This window comes from Clostridium estertheticum, assembly GCF_011065935.2.
In the GTDB taxonomy this organism is placed as follows: domain Bacteria; phylum Bacillota; class Clostridia; order Clostridiales; family Clostridiaceae; genus Clostridium_AD; species Clostridium_AD estertheticum_A.
On record NZ_JAAMNH020000001.1, the window covers coordinates 5,449,291 to 5,467,577 of the forward strand.

At 30.2% G+C, this 18,287-nt stretch carries 25 protein-coding genes; 4 read left to right on the forward strand and 21 right to left on the reverse strand.

The genetic code is table 11. The features are described from left to right. Window positions 1–3: 3 nt before the first annotated feature. The 8 genes from G9F72_RS26105 to yedF form a co-directional block, all read right to left on the reverse strand. Window positions 4–1,011, reverse strand: a complete 1,008-nt coding sequence (locus tag G9F72_RS26105) for a DUF2232 domain-containing protein (protein WP_164957295.1) — start codon at window positions 1,009–1,011, stop codon at window positions 4–6. A gap of 15 nt (window positions 1,012–1,026) precedes the next feature. Further along, window positions 1,027–1,341: a MazG-like family protein gene (locus tag G9F72_RS26110; protein WP_164957296.1), complete on the reverse strand. Its 315-nt coding sequence runs from the start codon at window positions 1,339–1,341 to the stop codon at window positions 1,027–1,029. Between the two features lie 292 nt (window positions 1,342–1,633). Next, on the reverse strand, window positions 1,634–1,897 hold the full coding sequence (gene rpsR / locus G9F72_RS26115; RefSeq protein ID WP_372481131.1) for a 30S ribosomal protein S18: 264 nt from the start codon (window positions 1,895–1,897) through the stop codon (window positions 1,634–1,636). 30 nt (window positions 1,898–1,927) lie between these two features. Next, a complete protein-coding gene (locus tag G9F72_RS26120; RefSeq protein ID WP_164957297.1) occupies window positions 1,928–2,368 on the reverse strand; it encodes a single-stranded DNA-binding protein in 441 nt (146 codons plus the stop codon). Between the two features lie 11 nt (window positions 2,369–2,379). Then, window positions 2,380–2,667, reverse strand: a complete 288-nt coding sequence (gene rpsF / locus G9F72_RS26125; RefSeq protein ID WP_164957298.1) for a 30S ribosomal protein S6 — start codon at window positions 2,665–2,667, stop codon at window positions 2,380–2,382. 111 nt (window positions 2,668–2,778) lie between these two features. Further along, on the reverse strand, window positions 2,779–2,949 hold the full coding sequence (locus G9F72_RS26130) for a DUF951 domain-containing protein (RefSeq protein WP_263487215.1): 171 nt from the start codon (window positions 2,947–2,949) through the stop codon (window positions 2,779–2,781). Between the two features lie 19 nt (window positions 2,950–2,968). Beyond that, window positions 2,969–3,241 carry a DUF3343 domain-containing protein gene (locus G9F72_RS26135; RefSeq protein ID WP_164957300.1) on the reverse strand — a complete coding sequence of 91 codons (273 nt, stop codon included), beginning with the start codon at window positions 3,239–3,241 and terminating at the stop codon, window positions 2,969–2,971. A 15-nt stretch (window positions 3,242–3,256) separates the two neighbouring features. Beyond that, window positions 3,257–3,841, reverse strand: a complete 585-nt coding sequence (gene yedF / locus G9F72_RS26140) for a sulfurtransferase-like selenium metabolism protein YedF (protein ID WP_164957301.1) — start codon at window positions 3,839–3,841, stop codon at window positions 3,257–3,259. 334 nt (window positions 3,842–4,175) lie between these two features. Between yedF and G9F72_RS26145 the strand changes: the two genes are divergently transcribed. From G9F72_RS26145 to yyaC, 3 genes are read left to right on the forward strand one after another with little or no spacing between them, the layout of a single operon-like run. Then, on the forward strand, window positions 4,176–5,330 hold the full coding sequence (locus tag G9F72_RS26145) for an aminotransferase class V-fold PLP-dependent enzyme (protein ID WP_164957302.1): 1,155 nt from the start codon (window positions 4,176–4,178) through the stop codon (window positions 5,328–5,330). A gap of 9 nt (window positions 5,331–5,339) precedes the next feature. Then, window positions 5,340–6,392, forward strand: coding sequence for a sporulation integral membrane protein YtvI (ytvI, locus tag G9F72_RS26150; RefSeq protein ID WP_164957303.1), 1,053 nt, complete (start codon window positions 5,340–5,342; stop codon window positions 6,390–6,392). 47 nt (window positions 6,393–6,439) lie between these two features. After that, window positions 6,440–7,042: a spore protease YyaC gene (yyaC, locus tag G9F72_RS26155; RefSeq protein WP_164957304.1), complete on the forward strand. Its 603-nt coding sequence runs from the start codon at window positions 6,440–6,442 to the stop codon at window positions 7,040–7,042. Between the two features lie 208 nt (window positions 7,043–7,250). Here the strand turns inward: yyaC and G9F72_RS26160 are convergent, their stop codons facing one another. The 13 genes from G9F72_RS26160 to rpmH form a co-directional block, all read right to left on the reverse strand. Then, a complete protein-coding gene (locus G9F72_RS26160; protein ID WP_164957305.1) occupies window positions 7,251–7,508 on the reverse strand; it encodes a YkuS family protein in 258 nt (85 codons plus the stop codon). Window positions 7,509–7,574: 66 nt separating this feature from the next. Next, window positions 7,575–8,081, reverse strand: a complete 507-nt coding sequence (locus tag G9F72_RS26165) for a DUF4446 family protein (RefSeq protein ID WP_164957306.1) — start codon at window positions 8,079–8,081, stop codon at window positions 7,575–7,577. A 39-nt stretch (window positions 8,082–8,120) separates the two neighbouring features. Beyond that, window positions 8,121–8,969 carry a ParB/RepB/Spo0J family partition protein gene (locus tag G9F72_RS26170; RefSeq protein ID WP_164957307.1) on the reverse strand — a complete coding sequence of 283 codons (849 nt, stop codon included), beginning with the start codon at window positions 8,967–8,969 and terminating at the stop codon, window positions 8,121–8,123. 6 nt (window positions 8,970–8,975) lie between these two features. Further along, window positions 8,976–9,743, reverse strand: a complete 768-nt coding sequence (locus G9F72_RS26175) for a ParA family protein (RefSeq protein ID WP_164957308.1) — start codon at window positions 9,741–9,743, stop codon at window positions 8,976–8,978. A 235-nt stretch (window positions 9,744–9,978) separates the two neighbouring features. After that, window positions 9,979–10,758, reverse strand: coding sequence for a nucleoid occlusion protein (gene noc, locus G9F72_RS26180; protein ID WP_164957309.1), 780 nt, complete (start codon window positions 10,756–10,758; stop codon window positions 9,979–9,981). Window positions 10,759–11,038: 280 nt separating this feature from the next. After that, the gene (rsmG, locus tag G9F72_RS26185) at window positions 11,039–11,758 is read right to left on the reverse strand and encodes a 16S rRNA (guanine(527)-N(7))-methyltransferase RsmG (protein ID WP_164957310.1); all 720 of its coding nucleotides are present in this window, start codon (window positions 11,756–11,758) and stop codon (window positions 11,039–11,041) included. Between the two features lie 14 nt (window positions 11,759–11,772). Beyond that, complete coding sequence (mnmG, locus tag G9F72_RS26190) at window positions 11,773–13,662, reverse strand: tRNA uridine-5-carboxymethylaminomethyl(34) synthesis enzyme MnmG (RefSeq protein ID WP_164957311.1); 1,890 nt, start codon at window positions 13,660–13,662, stop codon at window positions 11,773–11,775. An 8-nt stretch (window positions 13,663–13,670) separates the two neighbouring features. Further along, on the reverse strand, window positions 13,671–15,047 hold the full coding sequence (mnmE, locus tag G9F72_RS26195; protein ID WP_164957312.1) for a tRNA uridine-5-carboxymethylaminomethyl(34) synthesis GTPase MnmE: 1,377 nt from the start codon (window positions 15,045–15,047) through the stop codon (window positions 13,671–13,673). Window positions 15,048–15,311: 264 nt separating this feature from the next. Beyond that, on the reverse strand, window positions 15,312–15,938 hold the full coding sequence (gene jag / locus G9F72_RS26200; RefSeq protein WP_164957313.1) for an RNA-binding cell elongation regulator Jag/EloR: 627 nt from the start codon (window positions 15,936–15,938) through the stop codon (window positions 15,312–15,314). Between the two features lie 46 nt (window positions 15,939–15,984). Then, window positions 15,985–16,659, reverse strand: a complete 675-nt coding sequence (yidC, locus tag G9F72_RS26205; protein ID WP_164957314.1) for a membrane protein insertase YidC — start codon at window positions 16,657–16,659, stop codon at window positions 15,985–15,987. A gap of 20 nt (window positions 16,660–16,679) precedes the next feature. Continuing rightward, complete coding sequence (gene yidD / locus G9F72_RS26210) at window positions 16,680–16,889, reverse strand: membrane protein insertion efficiency factor YidD (protein WP_164957315.1); 210 nt, start codon at window positions 16,887–16,889, stop codon at window positions 16,680–16,682. Then, window positions 16,861–17,232: a ribonuclease P protein component gene (rnpA, locus tag G9F72_RS26215; protein ID WP_164957316.1), complete on the reverse strand. Its 372-nt coding sequence runs from the start codon at window positions 17,230–17,232 to the stop codon at window positions 16,861–16,863. The genes yidD and rnpA overlap by 29 nt, the downstream gene beginning before the upstream one ends. Before the next feature lie 52 nt (window positions 17,233–17,284). Further along, window positions 17,285–17,419, reverse strand: coding sequence for a 50S ribosomal protein L34 (gene rpmH, locus G9F72_RS26220; RefSeq protein ID WP_164957317.1), 135 nt, complete (start codon window positions 17,417–17,419; stop codon window positions 17,285–17,287). 544 nt (window positions 17,420–17,963) lie between these two features. Between rpmH and G9F72_RS26225 the strand changes: the two genes are divergently transcribed. After that, a partial coding sequence (locus G9F72_RS26225) for a DnaA N-terminal domain-containing protein (protein ID WP_318010968.1) occupies window positions 17,964–18,287 on the forward strand: 324 nt, incomplete at its 3' end.

Sequence of the window (18,287 nt, forward strand, 5' to 3'; positions counted from 1 at the left end):
CAATTATTTTCTTTTAATTCTATATGGGTCAAGCCTTCTAAAATCAAAAGCCATTTCCATGAGTCCTATTGAAAAGTAAATTTTACCCAGAGACGAAAGTGTTGTTAGAGCTATAAATAATAATACTATTGGTTTAGATAATTTTCTTTTAACTCTTAGAAAATATGTAGTTGCAGCCAAGCCATTAATAATAAATATATACTGCGTAAGAAGCTGAGAGGCATTTAGTATATAATTCCCACCAGTTATCTTTTTTGCTGAAAGTATTATCCCTATGCATACTATGCCTATGAGTACAGCTCCTACTATATTAGAAACATAAACTCTACTAAAAGGTAATACCTCCTGCATTTTATAGTTTAGTTTGTTTAATATCGCTCTAGACACTATATAATTCAAATAAGCTGATATAAACGAGAAAATGAAAATGCTCGCAGGTATTACTATCAGAACTAGCATAACATCCATCTTTTTTATTATTTCTAAGTTATCATCTAAAATCTTCAACTGCTTTGGAGTTATTCCTGCTTGCATGTAAATTGCTTTTAATTGAGTAAATGAAGCCGTCATTGATGCCTTCATAAAATCTAATTTATTTGTAATAAAATTCATAAAACCTATTTTTTCTATAAACAATAAAGAAAAAGCCAAGGTTAATGTATTCGATATTGCAGAACCAATAGCTAAAAACAATAATGTTGTAGATGGGCTTTTATTTTTCTTAACGCAATAACCAAGTGCAATACCAACAGTGCTGCAAGTTATAGCTGAACCTATTGCTATTATTGGATTATAGACTAAGGATGCTAAAATTATACTGAGTGATATAGCAGTGATTGTTATTTTGCTGTTATGCCTTATATAGAGTATTGCCACGGGAATTGGTAATATCAATGTTCCTATTAATGCTAGAAATGGCAAATATCCTATTATAATCATCATTACTGAAATTATAACAGCCATAAGTGAAGCCTCCACCATTGCCTTTGTACTATAATCCTTATTCTTCATTTTTTCCTCCATCATTTATCTTCCTTTTATGTGTATATATAGTCTACTTAAATCTTTCCCATCCTTTTCTATGTTATCCCCTTCAACTATTCCCACCTTTAGTTTCTTTTTCATACTTTCATCTACAGCTACATTGGAGTATCCTAGCCTTTCACCTAATATATATAAAAGTATTATTGCCCCTGAAATACAATCTAGTATAGCGTCTTGAGCAACATTGCTTCCTTTACTTAGTAATTTGAAGAAATCACCTATTATACATAGTAGCTCAGCCTTCAAACTTTCAATTAGCTTAACATTAGACATTATATTAAAATCATCTTTTTTCATAGTATATCATCTCCCTCTGTAGGCTTATGCACATAACTCTATTTTAGTTATTTTTCTGATATTATGCAACTAAAGTTTATTTATATATATGTAATATATAATGGGCAATAGGTAACATAATATTTAATAGTTTATAATGTTTACATTTTATGGGTTATAACTACAAGTATACTACAAATCACGCTAAATCATATATATTTTATAATTTATATTTCTATTATTCACTAAAATATTTGCTTTTATTTTAAAAAAATAAAAGCAGCTACCGTAAGGCGCTGCTTTCAGTCATTTACTATTCAGTAGTAAATGGTAATAATGCTATATTTCTTGCTCTCTTGATAGATACAGTAAGCATTCTTTGATGTTTTGCACAGTTTCCAGAAATTCTTCTAGGAAGAATCTTTCCTCTTTCTGTAACATACTTTCTCAATTTGTTTATGTCTTTATAATCAATTGCAGTTGCTTTATCCATACAAAAAGCACAAACTTTTCTTTTCATTCTCTTTCTATTTCCACCAGCAGCACTTCCGCCACTGCTTCTTTTACGCTCGTTCATAGCCATTGTTTTTTTCCTCCTTACCTAATATTAGAATGGAATGTCTCCATCATCAATTGGTGTTATATCGCTATCACTGCCAAAATCTTTAGATCCAGCATTAGATCCGCCATTATATCCACCTTGATTAGTATTCGCTGCTGATTCTTTTGTGCCTCCCCATTCAAGGAAGTCAACTTCATCAGCAATCACTTCAGTAACATATCTTTTAGTTCCGTCTTTAGCCTCATAATTTCTAGTTTGAATGTATCCAGAAACGCTTATAAGCTTACCCTTACTCATGTAATTAGCAGTAGCTTCCGCTGTCTTGCCAAATACAACTACTGGAATAAAGTCTGCTTCTGGTTGACCTTCTCGCTTAAATCTTCTATTAACGGCTACAGTAAAAGTGGCTACAGCTGTTCCTGTTCCTTGAGCAAATTTTAACTCAGGATCTTTTGTTAATCTACCAACTAAAACAACTTTATTCATAAAAGCACCACCTATTTTTCTGGATTTATTATGATATGTCTTATAACACTGTCAGTAATTCTAAATACTCTATCTAATTCTTTCGGTAATTCTGGATTTGAATTGAAATTTATTAATGTATAGTGGCCTTCACCAACCTTTTGTATTTCATAGGCTAATTTTCTTTTGCCCCATGCATCAACATTTTCAATAACTCCACCATTATTTTCTATTATACCTTTAAATTTTTCAACGTTAGCTTTAACAGCTTCTTCGTCTAATGATGGATGTAATATGAATATAGTTTCATACTTTCTCATTAATTTCACCTCCTCCCCTCGGACTAACGGCTGCGCATTGCACAGCAGGGATTACAAGAATAGATTATATCACTTAATCATACAAAAATCAAGTTATTATTCTTTAGCTACTCAATTTTCTTTGTTAATTACATTTTCTTTTATAATTTTCTTTACTCCTGAATCAAATTTAATTCTTGGAAGCATAACTAACCTTCCACAACCTAAACATTTTATTTTTATATCTGCACCCAACCTAATAATCTCCCAGTTCTTACTACCACAAGGATGAGTCTTTTTCATTTCAACAATATCTCCTAAATTAAATACCTTCACTACATATCCCACCTTCAATAGCTTTTACACTTTCTCCATCTCTCAGGAAAACTTCTTTTACTTTTATGTTTTCTGACTTTATAAGTTTAAATATGCTTTGAATATTTTCTTCTTCTATTTTTAAACTAATCCCACAGCTTTTAGTTATATAGGTAGGTGTGGGAATAACTACTACCTTTATCTGCTTCTTTATAGTTTCTCTTTCTGCTTTCATAGCTTCATGTGTATTTTGAAATGTTACTATATAATATTTATTCAATATTTTCACCCTATCCTAAAGTTTAATAGTATTATCTGCATTATTCATCAATTGCACAATAGTGTACATATTAGATATTTCTCCAACAGAAAGCTTATCCTTTATACTATAAAAATCAAGGCAAACGCCACAAACTAAAATATTGGCTCCTCTACTGATTAATTTCTTTAAGCTATCCAGTACTTGCGAATCACTTGTGGTAAGCTTTACTCCTCCATTAACAAAGAGTATATCATTAGGTATTGTATCTGCTTCTGATAATGCAAATATATAGCTTTTCATAAGTATAGCTCCTAGTTCATCATCCCCAAGACCTAATTTATCAGTAGATACTAGCAACGTAAATTTTTTATTTTCTTTTATCTCAACATCTACTACTTCATTTTTGTCTTTAGTTATATTAATATAATATAATTTATCTTTTTCTTCTACAATGCTCTTGTATCCACTACCATCAGCTAGTTTTACTATATTGTTTTTAGCAACTAAATTATCTACAATTATTGTGCTTTCTCCACTTTCAATTGAATCAAAATATTTTTTTGTCCTAACCACGGGCATTGGACATAGTAACCCCTTGCAATCTATTATATTTTTCATATTGTTTAAGTTTAAAATTAATTTTAATGCAAAATTAACTTAAACCATTCACACCCCTTTCTTTGTTATAACTATCGATTTCATATACATTTATAGAACTTTGGATTATAATATTGTATTATATGTTAATTTTAAATAAATACTTATAATGTAATATTCACTAGTTTTTTTGCTGAAAAAATTTACATTCTTATACTAAGTCTATTATAAGCTATTTATAGTTTAAATTATATCAAAACAAAATTTAACTTGCTATTGATAATATTAATAGATACTGCACCTTCTATAGAAGGTAGTAATACTATTATTTTATTTTGTAAAATTGGAGGAAACCATGAAAATATATTTAGATAACGCAGCCACTACATTTCCAAAACCACCGGAAGTTTACACTTCAATGATGAATTATATGATGAACATAGGTACAAATCCTGGAAGAGGTGCATCCACTGCTTCCCTTGCAGGAAATAAAGTTATTTTAAATTGTAGGTATGCATTAATGGATTTTTTTCACTTTGATAAGGTCGAAAACGTAATTCTTACACCAAATATTACAACCTCCTTAAATACCATTATAAAATCCGTTGTAAAGCAAGGCTGGCATGTGCTAACCTCCTCAATGGATCACAATGCTACCTTAAGACCACTAAACTCTCTTTGCCAAAAGGGCGCTATACAGCTAGACATTATTCCTTGTTCAAAAGAAGGACTCCTAAATGTAGATGATTTTATAAACGCACTTAAGCCTAATACAAAACTAGTAGTTCTCTCCCATGCTTCTAACATTATTGGAACAATTCAACCTCTAGAAGCTATAGGTAAAATATGTAGAGAAAAAGGTATTTATTTCGTCATAGACTCTGCTCAGACTGCCGGAGTGTTACCCTTAGATTTCTATAAATTAAATTGTAATGCACTAACCTTTACAGGTCACAAAAGCTTACTGGGACCTCAAGGTATAGGTGGATTTTTAATTGACGATGATTTAAATCAGCAGTGTAGTACCTTTATAGAAGGTGGCACTGGTAGTCTTTCATCTAGTATTATTCAGCCAGATTTTTTACCTGATAAATTTGAAAGTGGGACATTAAATGGCCCAGGTGTAGCCGGGCTTCTAGAAGGGATTAATTTTATTAATACCCAGGGCATAGACTCTATTAAGCAGCATGAAGAATATTTGTGTGAAGCTTTTATAAATGGGCTATTAAATATAAATTCTATTGAAGTTTATGGTTTTAGTAACAGTTCTAAGAGAACAGCTGCAATATCTGTTAATTCTACAAAAATCGACAATTCAGAATTAGGATTTATCCTAGATACTGAATATGGAATTACAACAAGAACTGGTCTTCACTGCGCCCCTCTAGCCCATGAAACTATTGGCACATATCCAATTGGCGCACTAAGATTTGGCATTGGCCCTTTTAACGATATAAAAGACATTGATTATACCCTTAACTCTCTCAATTCTATTATTAGAAAGGTGTGATTTTTCTAAATGGAAAACATTCTAAAAAAAATTGACAAGTTAACTGTGTTCTTTATTTTGTATACCTTTGTTTTTGTAATTTTTTTCGAAACTATAGGGTATACTCTACCTTTTGTATTAGCTCTTATTTTAGCTTCACTTCTTAGGATACCAACAAAATTTTTGATGAGAAAATTTAAAATTAAAAACACCATAGCTTCATTATTTACTACTACTGTATTTTTCACAGTAATGGTTATATTATTGTCTTTAATTATAACCACTATAACTTCAGAAACAATACAACTAATAAAAAACATTCAATCTTATTTTTCAAGTAACAAAGATAATATCCTCCATTTTTTTGACAATTTACAAAACTATTATAAAAATTTAGATCCCAGCATTATAGGTAATATTGAGTCAAATATTTCTAACTATATAACCAAAACTATAAATGTTAGTATGGGTGCTTCATCAAAAATATTTTCCCTAACCCTAGGTTTTATGTCCACTATCCCTTATACCTTGATGGTTTTATTATTTACTTTACTTGCCACATATTTTTTCACAAAAGATTTATCATCTTCCAGCAATAAAATATTTGATTTAATTCCTAATAAAAATGGAGATAGAATACATTATATATTTGATGAATCAAAAAAAATGTTTAAAAACTATTTACTATCTTACTTACTTATAATCACTATAACATTTTTAGAAACATTAGTTGTTTTTTTAGTTTTTAAAGTTAAGTATGCCGTGACGCTAAGTATAGTATGTGGGATATTTGATTTGCTTCCCATTTTTGGTATAGGAGCTATATATATTCCCCTAATCGTAATATTTTTTATATATGGAAATTATGTAGCTGCTTTAGGCCTTCTAATATCTTATATAATTATCACCATAGTAAGACAAATTATAGAACCTAAAATAGTTTCCTCCTCGCTAGGTATAAATCCTGTTGCAGTTCTTGCTTCTATATTTATAGGTCTAAAAGCTAATGGTCTTATTGGCATGTTATTCTGTATGTTTTTAGTTGTGTTTTACAATATATTGAAAAAAGTTGAAGTTTTATAGAATAAAAAACCTCTTACATGGATAAAATCCAAATAGGAGGTTTTTTTATGGTAGATAAAGTTATTTTAGATTCAATGTCCCGTGATTGTACTTTTAAGTTAAGAGATATTATAAGTCAATATATTTTTCCCATAGCTAAATGCTCACGTCCCATTGTTGTTTTATGTATTGGAACCGACCGTTCTACCGGTGATAGCTTAGGACCATTGGTTGGAAACAAACTTAAATTTTTAGTTCGAAATAAAATTCATATTTACGGCAGCCTTGAGTGTCCCGTGCACGCGAAAAATTTATGTGAAACAATTGATGAAATTAACTATACCTTTACTGATCCTTACATTATTGCAATTGATGCATGCCTTGGAAGTTTACAAAATGTAGGGAAAATTATTGTTGAGGAAAAACCATTGTGCCCTGGTGCTGCTATGAATAAAGATTTGCCCAAAGTAGGTGATTTAAGCATAACTGGGGTTGTAAATATATCTGGAGCCTTTGAATTTATGGTTCTTCAAAATACTAGATTGTATACAGTAATGGTGCTGGCTGATGCCATTGCAAATGGTTTATATCATTCAATACTCAAAACTGTAGGAGGAAGAAAATTAAATTCCATTTATGAGGATTTCAATATAAAAGATGTTGAAGGTTAATTTGTTCACATAAAAAAACAAATATAAAATCTAAAGCATGTTTCAACAACATCTTATGATAATGTATTTGTTTTTTTATTATTTCATTTGAAATTAGATTAAAAGTCGTATCCATATCTTTCATATCTTTCTGTATGCCTTAAGATGATTTTTCATAAAGTTTGTACATACTTTTCATTTAAGCTAAAAATATATTAAAGAATGATTTTTAAAATATTGAACTATATACCTTATTACACAATATATATTCTATTTCATCAATAGTTTTACTTCCACTATCAATAATTAATGTTCCTTCTCTTCGTATATTATTTTGCATATTTAGATTTATAAGTCCACCATCTTTAAGTTTGCATATTATTGCATCACAATAGGTATTATTATCTCTATTATTTATTACAGTATATCCCCTTTTAATTAGTTCATCCTGTAAATATTCAAGTTCTTGTGAAATACATATTACCATAAAAAACCTCTTTATTTTTAGTGTGCCCAATAAAATTTTTTTTATTATAATATTTAAAATAAAACATTATTTATTTTTTAAACTCATGGCCTCTTGTAACACTTTATTTTCTTCCTCTGATAAATCGTACCTAGATATCCCCTTATCTATGGGTTTAGCATAGGTTGTGCTCTCATTTCTACCATAAATACTTGTTAATATAGCACCGTTGTTATTTCCATCTAAGAGTGCTATAGAGAAACTTAAATCACTACCAACATCATCAAAAGCCCTATATCTTACCATTGAGGTCTTTTGAACACAGGTTTTTAGTTGTCCATTTATTTCTTCATACATTTGTTTCATAACCTTATTTTCTTCATTAACCCCATCAATTTTATCTAAATGGGATATAACCAGCTCCTCTAAATTTTTGTTGTTTACACCTCTCATTAATTTTCTGTACTTTTTCTCTAGTTTATTTAACGATGCATAGGTCATTATAATTATTATTATTAATATGAATACAAGAATCATAAGTGCTAATGTTATATATATCTGCGCACTACTTATAAAATTGAATATACTTTGCATTATGAATTACATCCTCTCAATTATGTTTCACGTGAAACATTATATATTAAAAACCTCTAAAATTCTTTCGAAATCCTCTTCTGAATAATATTCTATTTCAATTTTACCCTTGCTTTTATTTTTAGAATTTATAAAAACTTTAGTTCCAAATCTATTTTCTAACTTATTCATTATGTCTTTATAATATATATTGTTTTCATTTTTAACTACTTTTTCTTTTTTTTCATTTTCATAGTTTTTTACTAACCTTTCTGTTTCTCTCACTGAAAGACTGTCATCTATGACCATTTGAGCAATTCCATATTGAATTTCCTTATCACTTATCCCCAGTATTGCTCTTCCATGCCCCTCAGAAATAACTCCATCTATTATGTAATCTTGAACTCTATCATCTAAATTTAATAATCTCATACAATTTGTTATAGCTGTTCTTGATTTACATACCTTTTTACTTATTTCTTCTTGAGTAAGATTAAAATCAACTAATAGTCTTTTATAAGCTAGAGCTTCTTCAATAGGATTTAAATCTTCTCTTTGAATATTTTCTATCAATGATATTTCCAATACCTCTTTATTTTCTAAATTCATAATAATTGCAGGAATTTCCTCAAGTCCTATGCTTTTAGCAGCTCTGAATCTTCTTTCACCCGCTATAACTGTATATGTATCGTCTTCTCTGTTCAATATAATAGGCTGGATCACTCCATGTTCTTTTATAGATTGTGCCAGTTCAGAGATTTTTTCAGGGTCGAAGCTTTTTCTTGGTTGATCTTTATTAGCTTTAATCAAATTCATAGATATCTTAAGCACTGTGGAACCATCCTCCATTATTTCCTCTTCTGGTATTAAAGCTCCCAGGCCCTTACCTAATCCAAATTTTTTGCTCACTATCTATCATCTCCCTTGTCTTTCTAAAAACTCATCTGCAAGTTCAGCGTAAGCTTCTGCGCCCTTACATTTATCATCATACAGCATAATCGGAAGTCCAAAGCTTGGGGCTTCGGCTAGTCTTATATTTCTAGGTATTGTGGTTTTATAAACCTTATCATTAAAATATTTTTTAACTTCTGATACAACCTCATTACATAGTTTAGTTCTATTATCATACATACTGAGGATTACACCTTGAATTTCTAGATTTTTATTCAAATTCTTTTTAACTAATGAAATTGTATTTACTAATTGTCCAACACCTTCTAAAGCGTAAAATTCACATTGAATAGGTGTAAGCACGCTAGTGGCTGCCGTAAGAGCGTTTATAGTTAAAATTCCCAGTGAAGGTGGACAGTCTATAAAAATATAATCAAATTCGCCTTCAATTTCTTTAAGCTTTTCCTTTAGTATATTTTCACGATTACTTATATTTATAAGTTCTACTTCTGCACCAGCTAGTTCCATCTTTGATGGAACCAAATACAGATTATTTATTAGCTCACATTCTTTTATAGTATCCCTTATGGAAATATCTGATGTTAACAAATCATATATTGATAACTTTATTTTTTTCTTATCAAATCCAAGTCCACTAGTAGTATTTCCTTGAGGATCAATGTCTATTGTTAAAATCTTTTTCCCTTGCAGGGCTAAATAAGAACATAAGTTTATGTTTGTAGTAGTTTTACCTACTCCTCCCTTTTGATTAAAAATACATATGGTTTCCATGACTACACCTGCCTTTCATAATATTATTCATTACTATACACAGTACACATAATTCATTGAAAAGTAAACTTTCCTGCTGGATTTCACCTTATTATTTACTTGAATGTTTTTAGGTTAATTTTACTATATAGCTTATTATATATTTATGTTTAATATATTAATAGTATTATTTTAAATATTTTAAAAAAAATAAAAAAACAGAATGTTTCACGTGAAACATTCTGTTTTTTACAATCTATTTTTTAGGTATTCTTATTACTACTTCTATACTATCTTCTAATTCTCTAGATTTATATTCAGCATTTATACCATACTTATCAAACACTTGCTTGATAGTATTTATATAAACTCTAGGTGCAAAGATTCCTTTTATTTTTTTCTTTCCATCAACAGCTACTTCATCTCTACATAGCTTTAATAATTCTTTTTCAATAAGGTCTTCTGTATTTTTAACATTAAGTGATTTATCAATAACTATTTTAAGTACTTTCTTTTGGATATTTATATCATTTAATTTGAGCAGCGCTCTAGCATGTCTCTCTGTAAGCTTATGCTCTACCAAACTATTTGTTATTTCCTTATCCAATTTTAATAATCTTAATTTATTAGCTATAGTTGATTGTTTTTTTCCGATTATCTGTGCTAATTGCTCTTGTGTATAAGAATGGTCTTGAATAAGATTAAAGTAAGCCGATGCTTCTTCCAAAAAATTCAAATCTTCTCTTTGTAAGTTTTCAAGTAGCGCAATTGCTGCAGAATCTTTGTCTGTAATATCTATAATAATTACTGGAACTTGCTGGAGTCCTATTTTTTTTGCTGCTCTTAGTCTTCTTTCTCCTGCTACTAGTTCATATCTTATATCCCCGCTTTTTCTAACTGTTAGAGGTTGAATTATTCCGTAAGCTTTTATTGATTGTGAAAGTTCTTCAATAGTTTCTTCATTAAAGTGCTTTCGAGGCTGATAGACATTTGGAGAAATTAATTCTATAGATACATATTTTACATCGTTTTGCATAATATACCATCCTTAAGTTTTTCCTTTTTCCTTTTATTAACAATTCTCTATTTTTTCCTTATTTCCTTCTTTTTTTTTTATCTTTCGTACGACAATTTATAACAGTAGGTGACTTTCCTTTTAAATTGTCGTTAAATCATCACTTGCACAGCCGTTCCTCTTTTTCTAAGCTACAATATTAACGACTTCAGAAGGAGATTTAGATCCCACTGAAGTTTGTCATTGTTAAAGTATGTAACGATCTCTTATAGAAGATAGATATTTTCCTTTTGAATTGTCGTTAAACTAGTGGATTTTTAGTGACCATGCCCGCTTTTCTAGGATACTTCTTATGAGTCTCTGCAATTTTACTTATTATCACCAAATTATGGTTAAGATCACTGCCTTCAATTTGTACTTTTTCTATATGTTCTATGCGTCCACCTAGCATTCTGATTGCATTTTTTGAACTCTTAATTTCCTCTTCAACCGCAGGTCCCTTCATTGCAACAAAGTACCCCCCAACCTTTACATAAGGTATACAAAATTCACTGAGTACTGTTAAATTAGCAACAGCTCTTGAAACTGCAACATCAAATTTTTCTCTATATTGCTTTTCTTGTGCAAAATCTTCTGCTCTACCATGAATAGCTTTAATATTTTCTAATTGGAGTTCCTTAATTACCTCATTTAAAAAGTTAATTCTCTTATTTAGTGAATCTAATAAAACTATATTAATTTCAGGTTTTATTATTTTCATAGGAATACCTGGGAATCCTCCTCCAGTTCCTATATCTATGATGTTTTTTGCATTTTTTAGCTCCTGAAACTTAAAAACTTTTATAGAATCAATAAAATGTTTTTTTACTATTTCTTCATCTTCTTTTATAGCGGTTAGATTTACTTTTTCATTCCACTCTTTTATGAGGTCTTTATATTTCATAAATTGCTCATACTTTTTTTCATTAAACGTAAGTCCTTCATTATTACTAGATTGATTCATTATATCAAAGTATTTCATTCTTCACCCCCGAGTTATTCTTGTTGCTTTTTAATTCTATTATGTTGCTCAAGATAAATCATTAAAACAGACATATCTGCAGGTGATACCCCTGATATTCTGGAAGCTTGACCTATACTTTCCGGTTTGATTTTACCTAATTTTTGCATTGCCTCTATTCTTAATCCTTTTATATTGTCGTAATTTACATCTTTTGGTATTATTTTGTTTTCAAACTTCTTAAATTGGTGAATTTGGTCTAATTGTTTTTGGATATAACCTTCGTATTTTGAGACAATGTTAACTTGCTGTTGTATATATTTATTTAACAGCGGCCTAGCTGCATCAAGTTTTTCAACTATATAATAATCAAGCTCCGGTCTTTTTATAAGCTCGTATAAACTAATAGGCTTTTTCAGTGGTGTAGAACCACAAGAAATTAAAAATTCCTCAATTTCTTTTTTATTTGTAATTTGCAGATGTTTTATTCTGTGGAGTTCTTCTTCTAATTGCATTTTCTTTTTCTTGAATGTTTCATATCTATCACTCTTAACAAGACCTACTGTATATCCTATTTCAGTTAACCTTAGATCAGCGTTATCTTGTCTTAGTAGCAATCTATACTCCGCTCTTGAGGTCATCATCCTATATGGTTCATTAGTACCTTTAGTAACTAAGTCATCAATTAAAACGCCTATATATCCATCAGATCTTTTTAATATTAATGGATCCTTATTTTGAATACTAAGTGCAGCGTTAATTCCTGCCATAATACCCTGAGCCGCTGCTTCCTCATATCCTGAGCTACCATTTATCTGTCCTGCTGAAAATAACCCGTGAATATTTTTAAATTCTAGTGAAAGTTTTAAATCCGTTGAATCTATGCAATCATATTCTATGGCATAAGCAGTTCTCATTATTTCTACATTTTCAAGTCCTGGTACTGTTTTTAACACCTCAACTTGAACATCCTCTGGAAGCGAACTAGACATACCTTGAACATACATTTCCTCGGTATTCTCTCCCTCGGGTTCAATAAATATTTGGTGCCTTTCCTTGTCTGCAAATCTCATTACTTTATCCTCAATGGAGGGACAATATCTAGGACCTGTACTCCTAATAGATCCATTGTACAGTGGAGATCTATGAATATTTTCTCTAATTACATTATGAGTATCCTCATTTGTATAAGTTAGATAGCAGCTTATCTGTTTTCTATGTATGTCCTCGCTAATAAAGGAAAATGGAACTACGTCTAAATCTCCCACTTGCTCTTCCATTTTAGAAAAGTCCACTGACCTTTTATTTATTCTAGCTGGCGTACCTGTTTTAAATCTTCGGAGTTCTATTCCTATTTCCTCTAGTGATTTAGAAAGTTCATTAGCTGGAAGTAGTCCACTAGGCCCTTCATCATAGGTACAATCTCCAATTATAACTTTTGATTTTAAATATGTTCCTGAGGCAATAATTATAGCCTTTGTAGTAAAATATGCTCCATTTTTAGTAAGAACACCCACAACCTTTTCATTTTCAACATCTATAGATACTACTTCTAATTGTCTTAATTGTAAATTTTCTTGTTTTTCTAGTACATTTTTCATTCTTTGTGCGTATGCTTTTTTATCCGCCTGAGCCCTTAAGGAGAAAACAGCTGGACCTTTAGAAGTGTTTAGCATTCTTGATTGTATATATGTATTATCAATATTTACTCCCATTTCTCCCCCGAGAGCATCTATTTCCCTTACTAAATGGCCTTTAGCAGTGCCACCAATGTTGGGGTTGCATGGCATTAGCGCCACACTATCTAAGTTTATAGCACAAATTAAAGCCTTGCTTCCCATTCTTGCAGCTGCTAGAGCTGCCTCACAACCTGCGTGACCAGCTCCAATAACTACAACGTCAAAATCTCCTGCTACATATTTCATATTTATCCCTACTTTCCTAAACAAAATTCTGAGAAAATCTTATGTATAATATCTTCTTCTAAAGCTTCTCCAGTAATCTCACCTAAATTCATCCATGCACTGCGTATATCAATGGATGCCAAATCTATAGCAAAAGTATTTTCTAGTGCATTTTGTGATGATTCTAAGTTTTCCTTTGCTCTTATCAAAGCTTGCTTATGTCTATTATTTGTAACAAAAACTCCCTCAGTTTTAATTTCCCCATTAAAGAATAAATCTTTTATATTCTCTTTAACCTGGCTTAATCCTTCCCCCGTTTTTGCTGAAATACTAGTTACATATTTTGATTTTAGACTTTGTAATTCGCTCTTCTCTATTTTACCACCTAAATCACTTTTATTTAACAGAACAATATATTTTTTTTCTTTAATATATTCAATTATTTCTCTATCTTCATGGCTGAGTCCCATACTTGAATCTAATAATAAGATAACTAAATCAGCCTCATCTATTTTATCTTTTGATGTTTGTACTCCTATTTTTTCAACTATATCTTCAGTTTCCCGAATTCCCGCTGTATCTACTATCTTAACAGGTATACCTTCAATGCTTATATATTCTTCTATTGCATCCCTAGTGGTACCTGGTACATCTGTAACAATAGCTCTTTTCTCTTTAACTAGAGCATTAAGAAGTGAAGATTTACCTACATTAGGTTTACCAACTATTACTGTGCTTAAGCCTTCTCTAAGAATTTTCCCTTCATCTGCCGTACTGAGTAATATATCTATCTCATTTATTATTGAAGCAACGTCACCGCTAACCATTTCTGCGGTTACTTCTTCAATATCCTCTTCTGGATAATCAACAGTTACCTCTATACTTGCAATTACACTAAGTAATTTATTTCTTATAATTTTTATTTCCCTGGAAATTGACCCTTCCGATTGCATCAGGGCTGACTTCATACTAAGCTCGGTCTTTGCTCTTATTATATCTATAACCGCCTCCGCCTGACTTAAATCTATTCTACCATTTAGAAATGCTCTTTTAGTAAATTCTCCAGGTTCCGCCATTCTTGCTCCTGCTCTAATAACCTCTTGTAGAATACTATTGGTTCCAACTACTCCACCATGGCAATTTATCTCTATAGTATCTTCTGCGGTAAAACTTTTAGGCCCCTTCATATAGGAGAGAATAACTTCATCAAGTTTACTACCATTTTTATCTATAACATAACCGTATCTCATAGTATAAGATTTAAAATCCTGAAGCTTTCTATTATTTTTACCTATAAATATACTATCTACTATATCTATAGACTTATCCCCAGATACTCTAATTATAGATATACCACCTTCACCTATACTAGTTGCTATTGCAGCTATAGTATCAAATTCTTTCATTAAATATTACCTCCTAATTTTATGAGTATTTACTATTATATCCTATTAAATTATATTATATCAAAGCAACTTCTGCGATTTTTATTACCCTATTATAAGTGTTTTTAATAATATTCGTAAAGTTCAATGTTAAATCATCAACTAAAGATGCTATATATTTGAATTTAGAATGTCTATCTTCCGAAATATATTTAAAATATAACTTTGAAACTTAAGAATATAATTAATACTACACTAAGTTTTGTAAATTTAAAAAGAAAGCCCTTAGGCTTTCTTTAAATCAACTACAACTCTTCTATAGGGTTCTTCACCTTCACTAAAGGTATAAATATATGAATCATTTTGAAGCGTAGAGTGTATTATTCTTCTCTCATAAGGATTCATAGGTTCAAGCTTTAATACTCTACCACTAACCCTTACCTTATAGGCAATTTTAGATGCAAGTCTCTTTAGTGTTTCTTCTCTTTTTGCTCTATAATTTTCAGTGTCTAATATTACTCTTTTATACTCTTCGTCGTGATTTTTATTTACAACTAAACTTACAAGATATTGAAGAGAATCTAATGTTTCACCTCTATATCCTATTAATAGTCCCATATTAGGTCCAATTAAGTCAATCCTAATTTCATTATTTTCATCTTTAAGTTCTATTTCCGCTTTCATACTCATAGATTGCAATACTTCCGTTAAGAACTTTTTAGCTTCATATAGACTATCTCTTTTAACTGTAACTCTAATTTTAGCAGGTTTTACCCCTATAATATTTAAAAATCCTTTACTACCTTCTTCAAGGGTTTCTACTTTTACTTTATCTCTAGTAACTTTTAATTCCTTCAGGGCATTATTGATTGCATCCTCTACATTCTTCCCCATCATTTCTATAATCTTCATACCGTAAGACACCCGCCTTTCTCAATATCAAAATTAGGCATTTGTGTTAAATTTGTTTTTTTGCAAGTTCAGTTTTTCCAAGTTCTATTTTATTTATAACTACAGTTTGGATTACTTGTATTACGTTGTTTATTACCCAATATAATACTAATGCACCTTTGAATTTAAGACTCATAAATCCCATGAAAATAGCCATTGCAGTGTTCATTGTTGAAGTTTGTTTAGATTGAGCACCACCTGGTGGTTGCATAAGCTTTGATGAAAAGTATGTTGTAACAGTAGACAATATTGGTAATATATAATAAGGATCAGGCAATGATAAATCTGGCATCCATAAGAAACCAGCGTGCTGCATATTTAAATTTTGAAACACAGCGTATAAAGCAAATAAAATAGGCATTTGAACAAGCATCGGCAAACATCCACCCATTGGATTTACTCCATTTTCTTTATACAGCTTCATTACTTCTTGCTGAGACTTTTGTGGATCCTTCTTATATTTCTCTTGAACTTTCTTCATTTCTGGTTGAATTGCACCCATTTTAGCCGTTGATTTAGTTTGCTTAATACTTAAAGGCAACAATATTAACCTTATTATAACTGTGAAAAGAATTATCGCGAGTCCAAATGATATATTATTATTTGGTATAACAGTATGAATTCCACTATGTAAAAAGTAAAAGAACTTTTCAAGTGGAGAAGTTAAAAACTGTAAATTCAAAAATAAAACCTCCCAAGTGGTTATTTAACTGGATCAAAGCCGCCCTTATTATAAGGATGACATCTAAGTATTCTCTTTATTCCCATAATAGAGCCCTTTAATGCTCCATGCTTTTCAATAGCTTCTAAAGTATACTGAGAACATGTAGGGTAAAATATACAACAAGGCCTCTTAAGAGGTGAAATATATTTTCTATAGCTTTTAATACCCAGTATAAGTATTTTTTTCATTATTAATCAAACCTGCCTTCTTAAGCAAATTCTTCAAAGCACTCTCAATTTCTTTGTAATTTTTACCATTAGAAGGATTCCTCGCAATAAAAACCAAATCATACCCTGTTCTTAATCCTTCATTATTAAGCCTATAGCTTTCTCCTATAAGTCTTTTAACTCTACTTCGAGTTACACTTTTTCCTACCTTTTTACTTACAGATATTCCACACCTATTTAGATCTTTGCCATTTCTATAGATATATAATACTAATAGTAGGTTAGAAAAAGATTTTCCCCTTCTATATACTGTTCTAAATTCAGTATTCTTTCTAATTCTGTATTTCTTAACATTAAAATTCATATTAGCCGCCCTCGTTTCCGCAAATTGCAGAAAAAGGCCACATTAGCGGCCCTTATGCTGTCAATCTTTTTCTACCTTTTTGTCTTCTTCTTTGAAGAACGTTTCTACCAGAAGCGGATTTCATTCTCTTTCTGAATCCGTGCTCTTTCTTTCTTTGTCTTTTTTTAGGCTGGTAAGTCATGAACATATCTACTACACCCCCTTTTATTAACCTTTAAATTATAACAATCATCTTACAATCGCATATTTATGGTTTTACTATTAGTATTATATATTCACAACCTCACAATGTCAAGATAACCATTTTATTTAATATTGTTGATATTTTTTATATTTATATGCTTTTTTGTGGATAACTTCTTGAACACCTTGTTATTTTTTGATATTATATAAGAAAGAACTGTGAATAACCTATATATTAATAAAGTTATTCACAACTTGTGGACAAAATTGTGAATAACTACTATAATATTGTACAAAACTTGTTTTTGCACAACTATTTTTAGCTATATGCGTAGATTTATTCCTTATTTTATCTGTTAATACTTTTTTTTTATAATTGTTAATAACTTTATCGCTATTAAAAATGTTAACATAGTTATTAACATGTGAATATTTTTAATGCTATTTATCAACAACACATAATGTATTTATTTATTGTTTATAACTCTGTTTATACATTGTTTGTTTTTACATAAAATATTTTTTTTATTTGAACTGGAGGGTAGTACATGAACACCCAAATTAAAGATATCTGGGAAAAAACCTTAAACATAATAAAAGGCGAACTTACAGAAGTTAGTTTTAATACTTGGATTAAAAGTATAGAACCTATGGCCTTAGATAATAATACTTTTAAATTAGGTGTTCCTAATAATTTTACCAAAGATATTCTTGAAAATAGATATAAGGATTTGATAATGAATGCCGTTAAATTACTTACTTCTAAAACATATAAGATAGAATTCTTTATATTATCTGAAGAAGTAGCAGAAATTGAAACACCGAAAGCGAAAAGAGAAGCAGAACGTAATAACTTAATAGTTAATGATGAA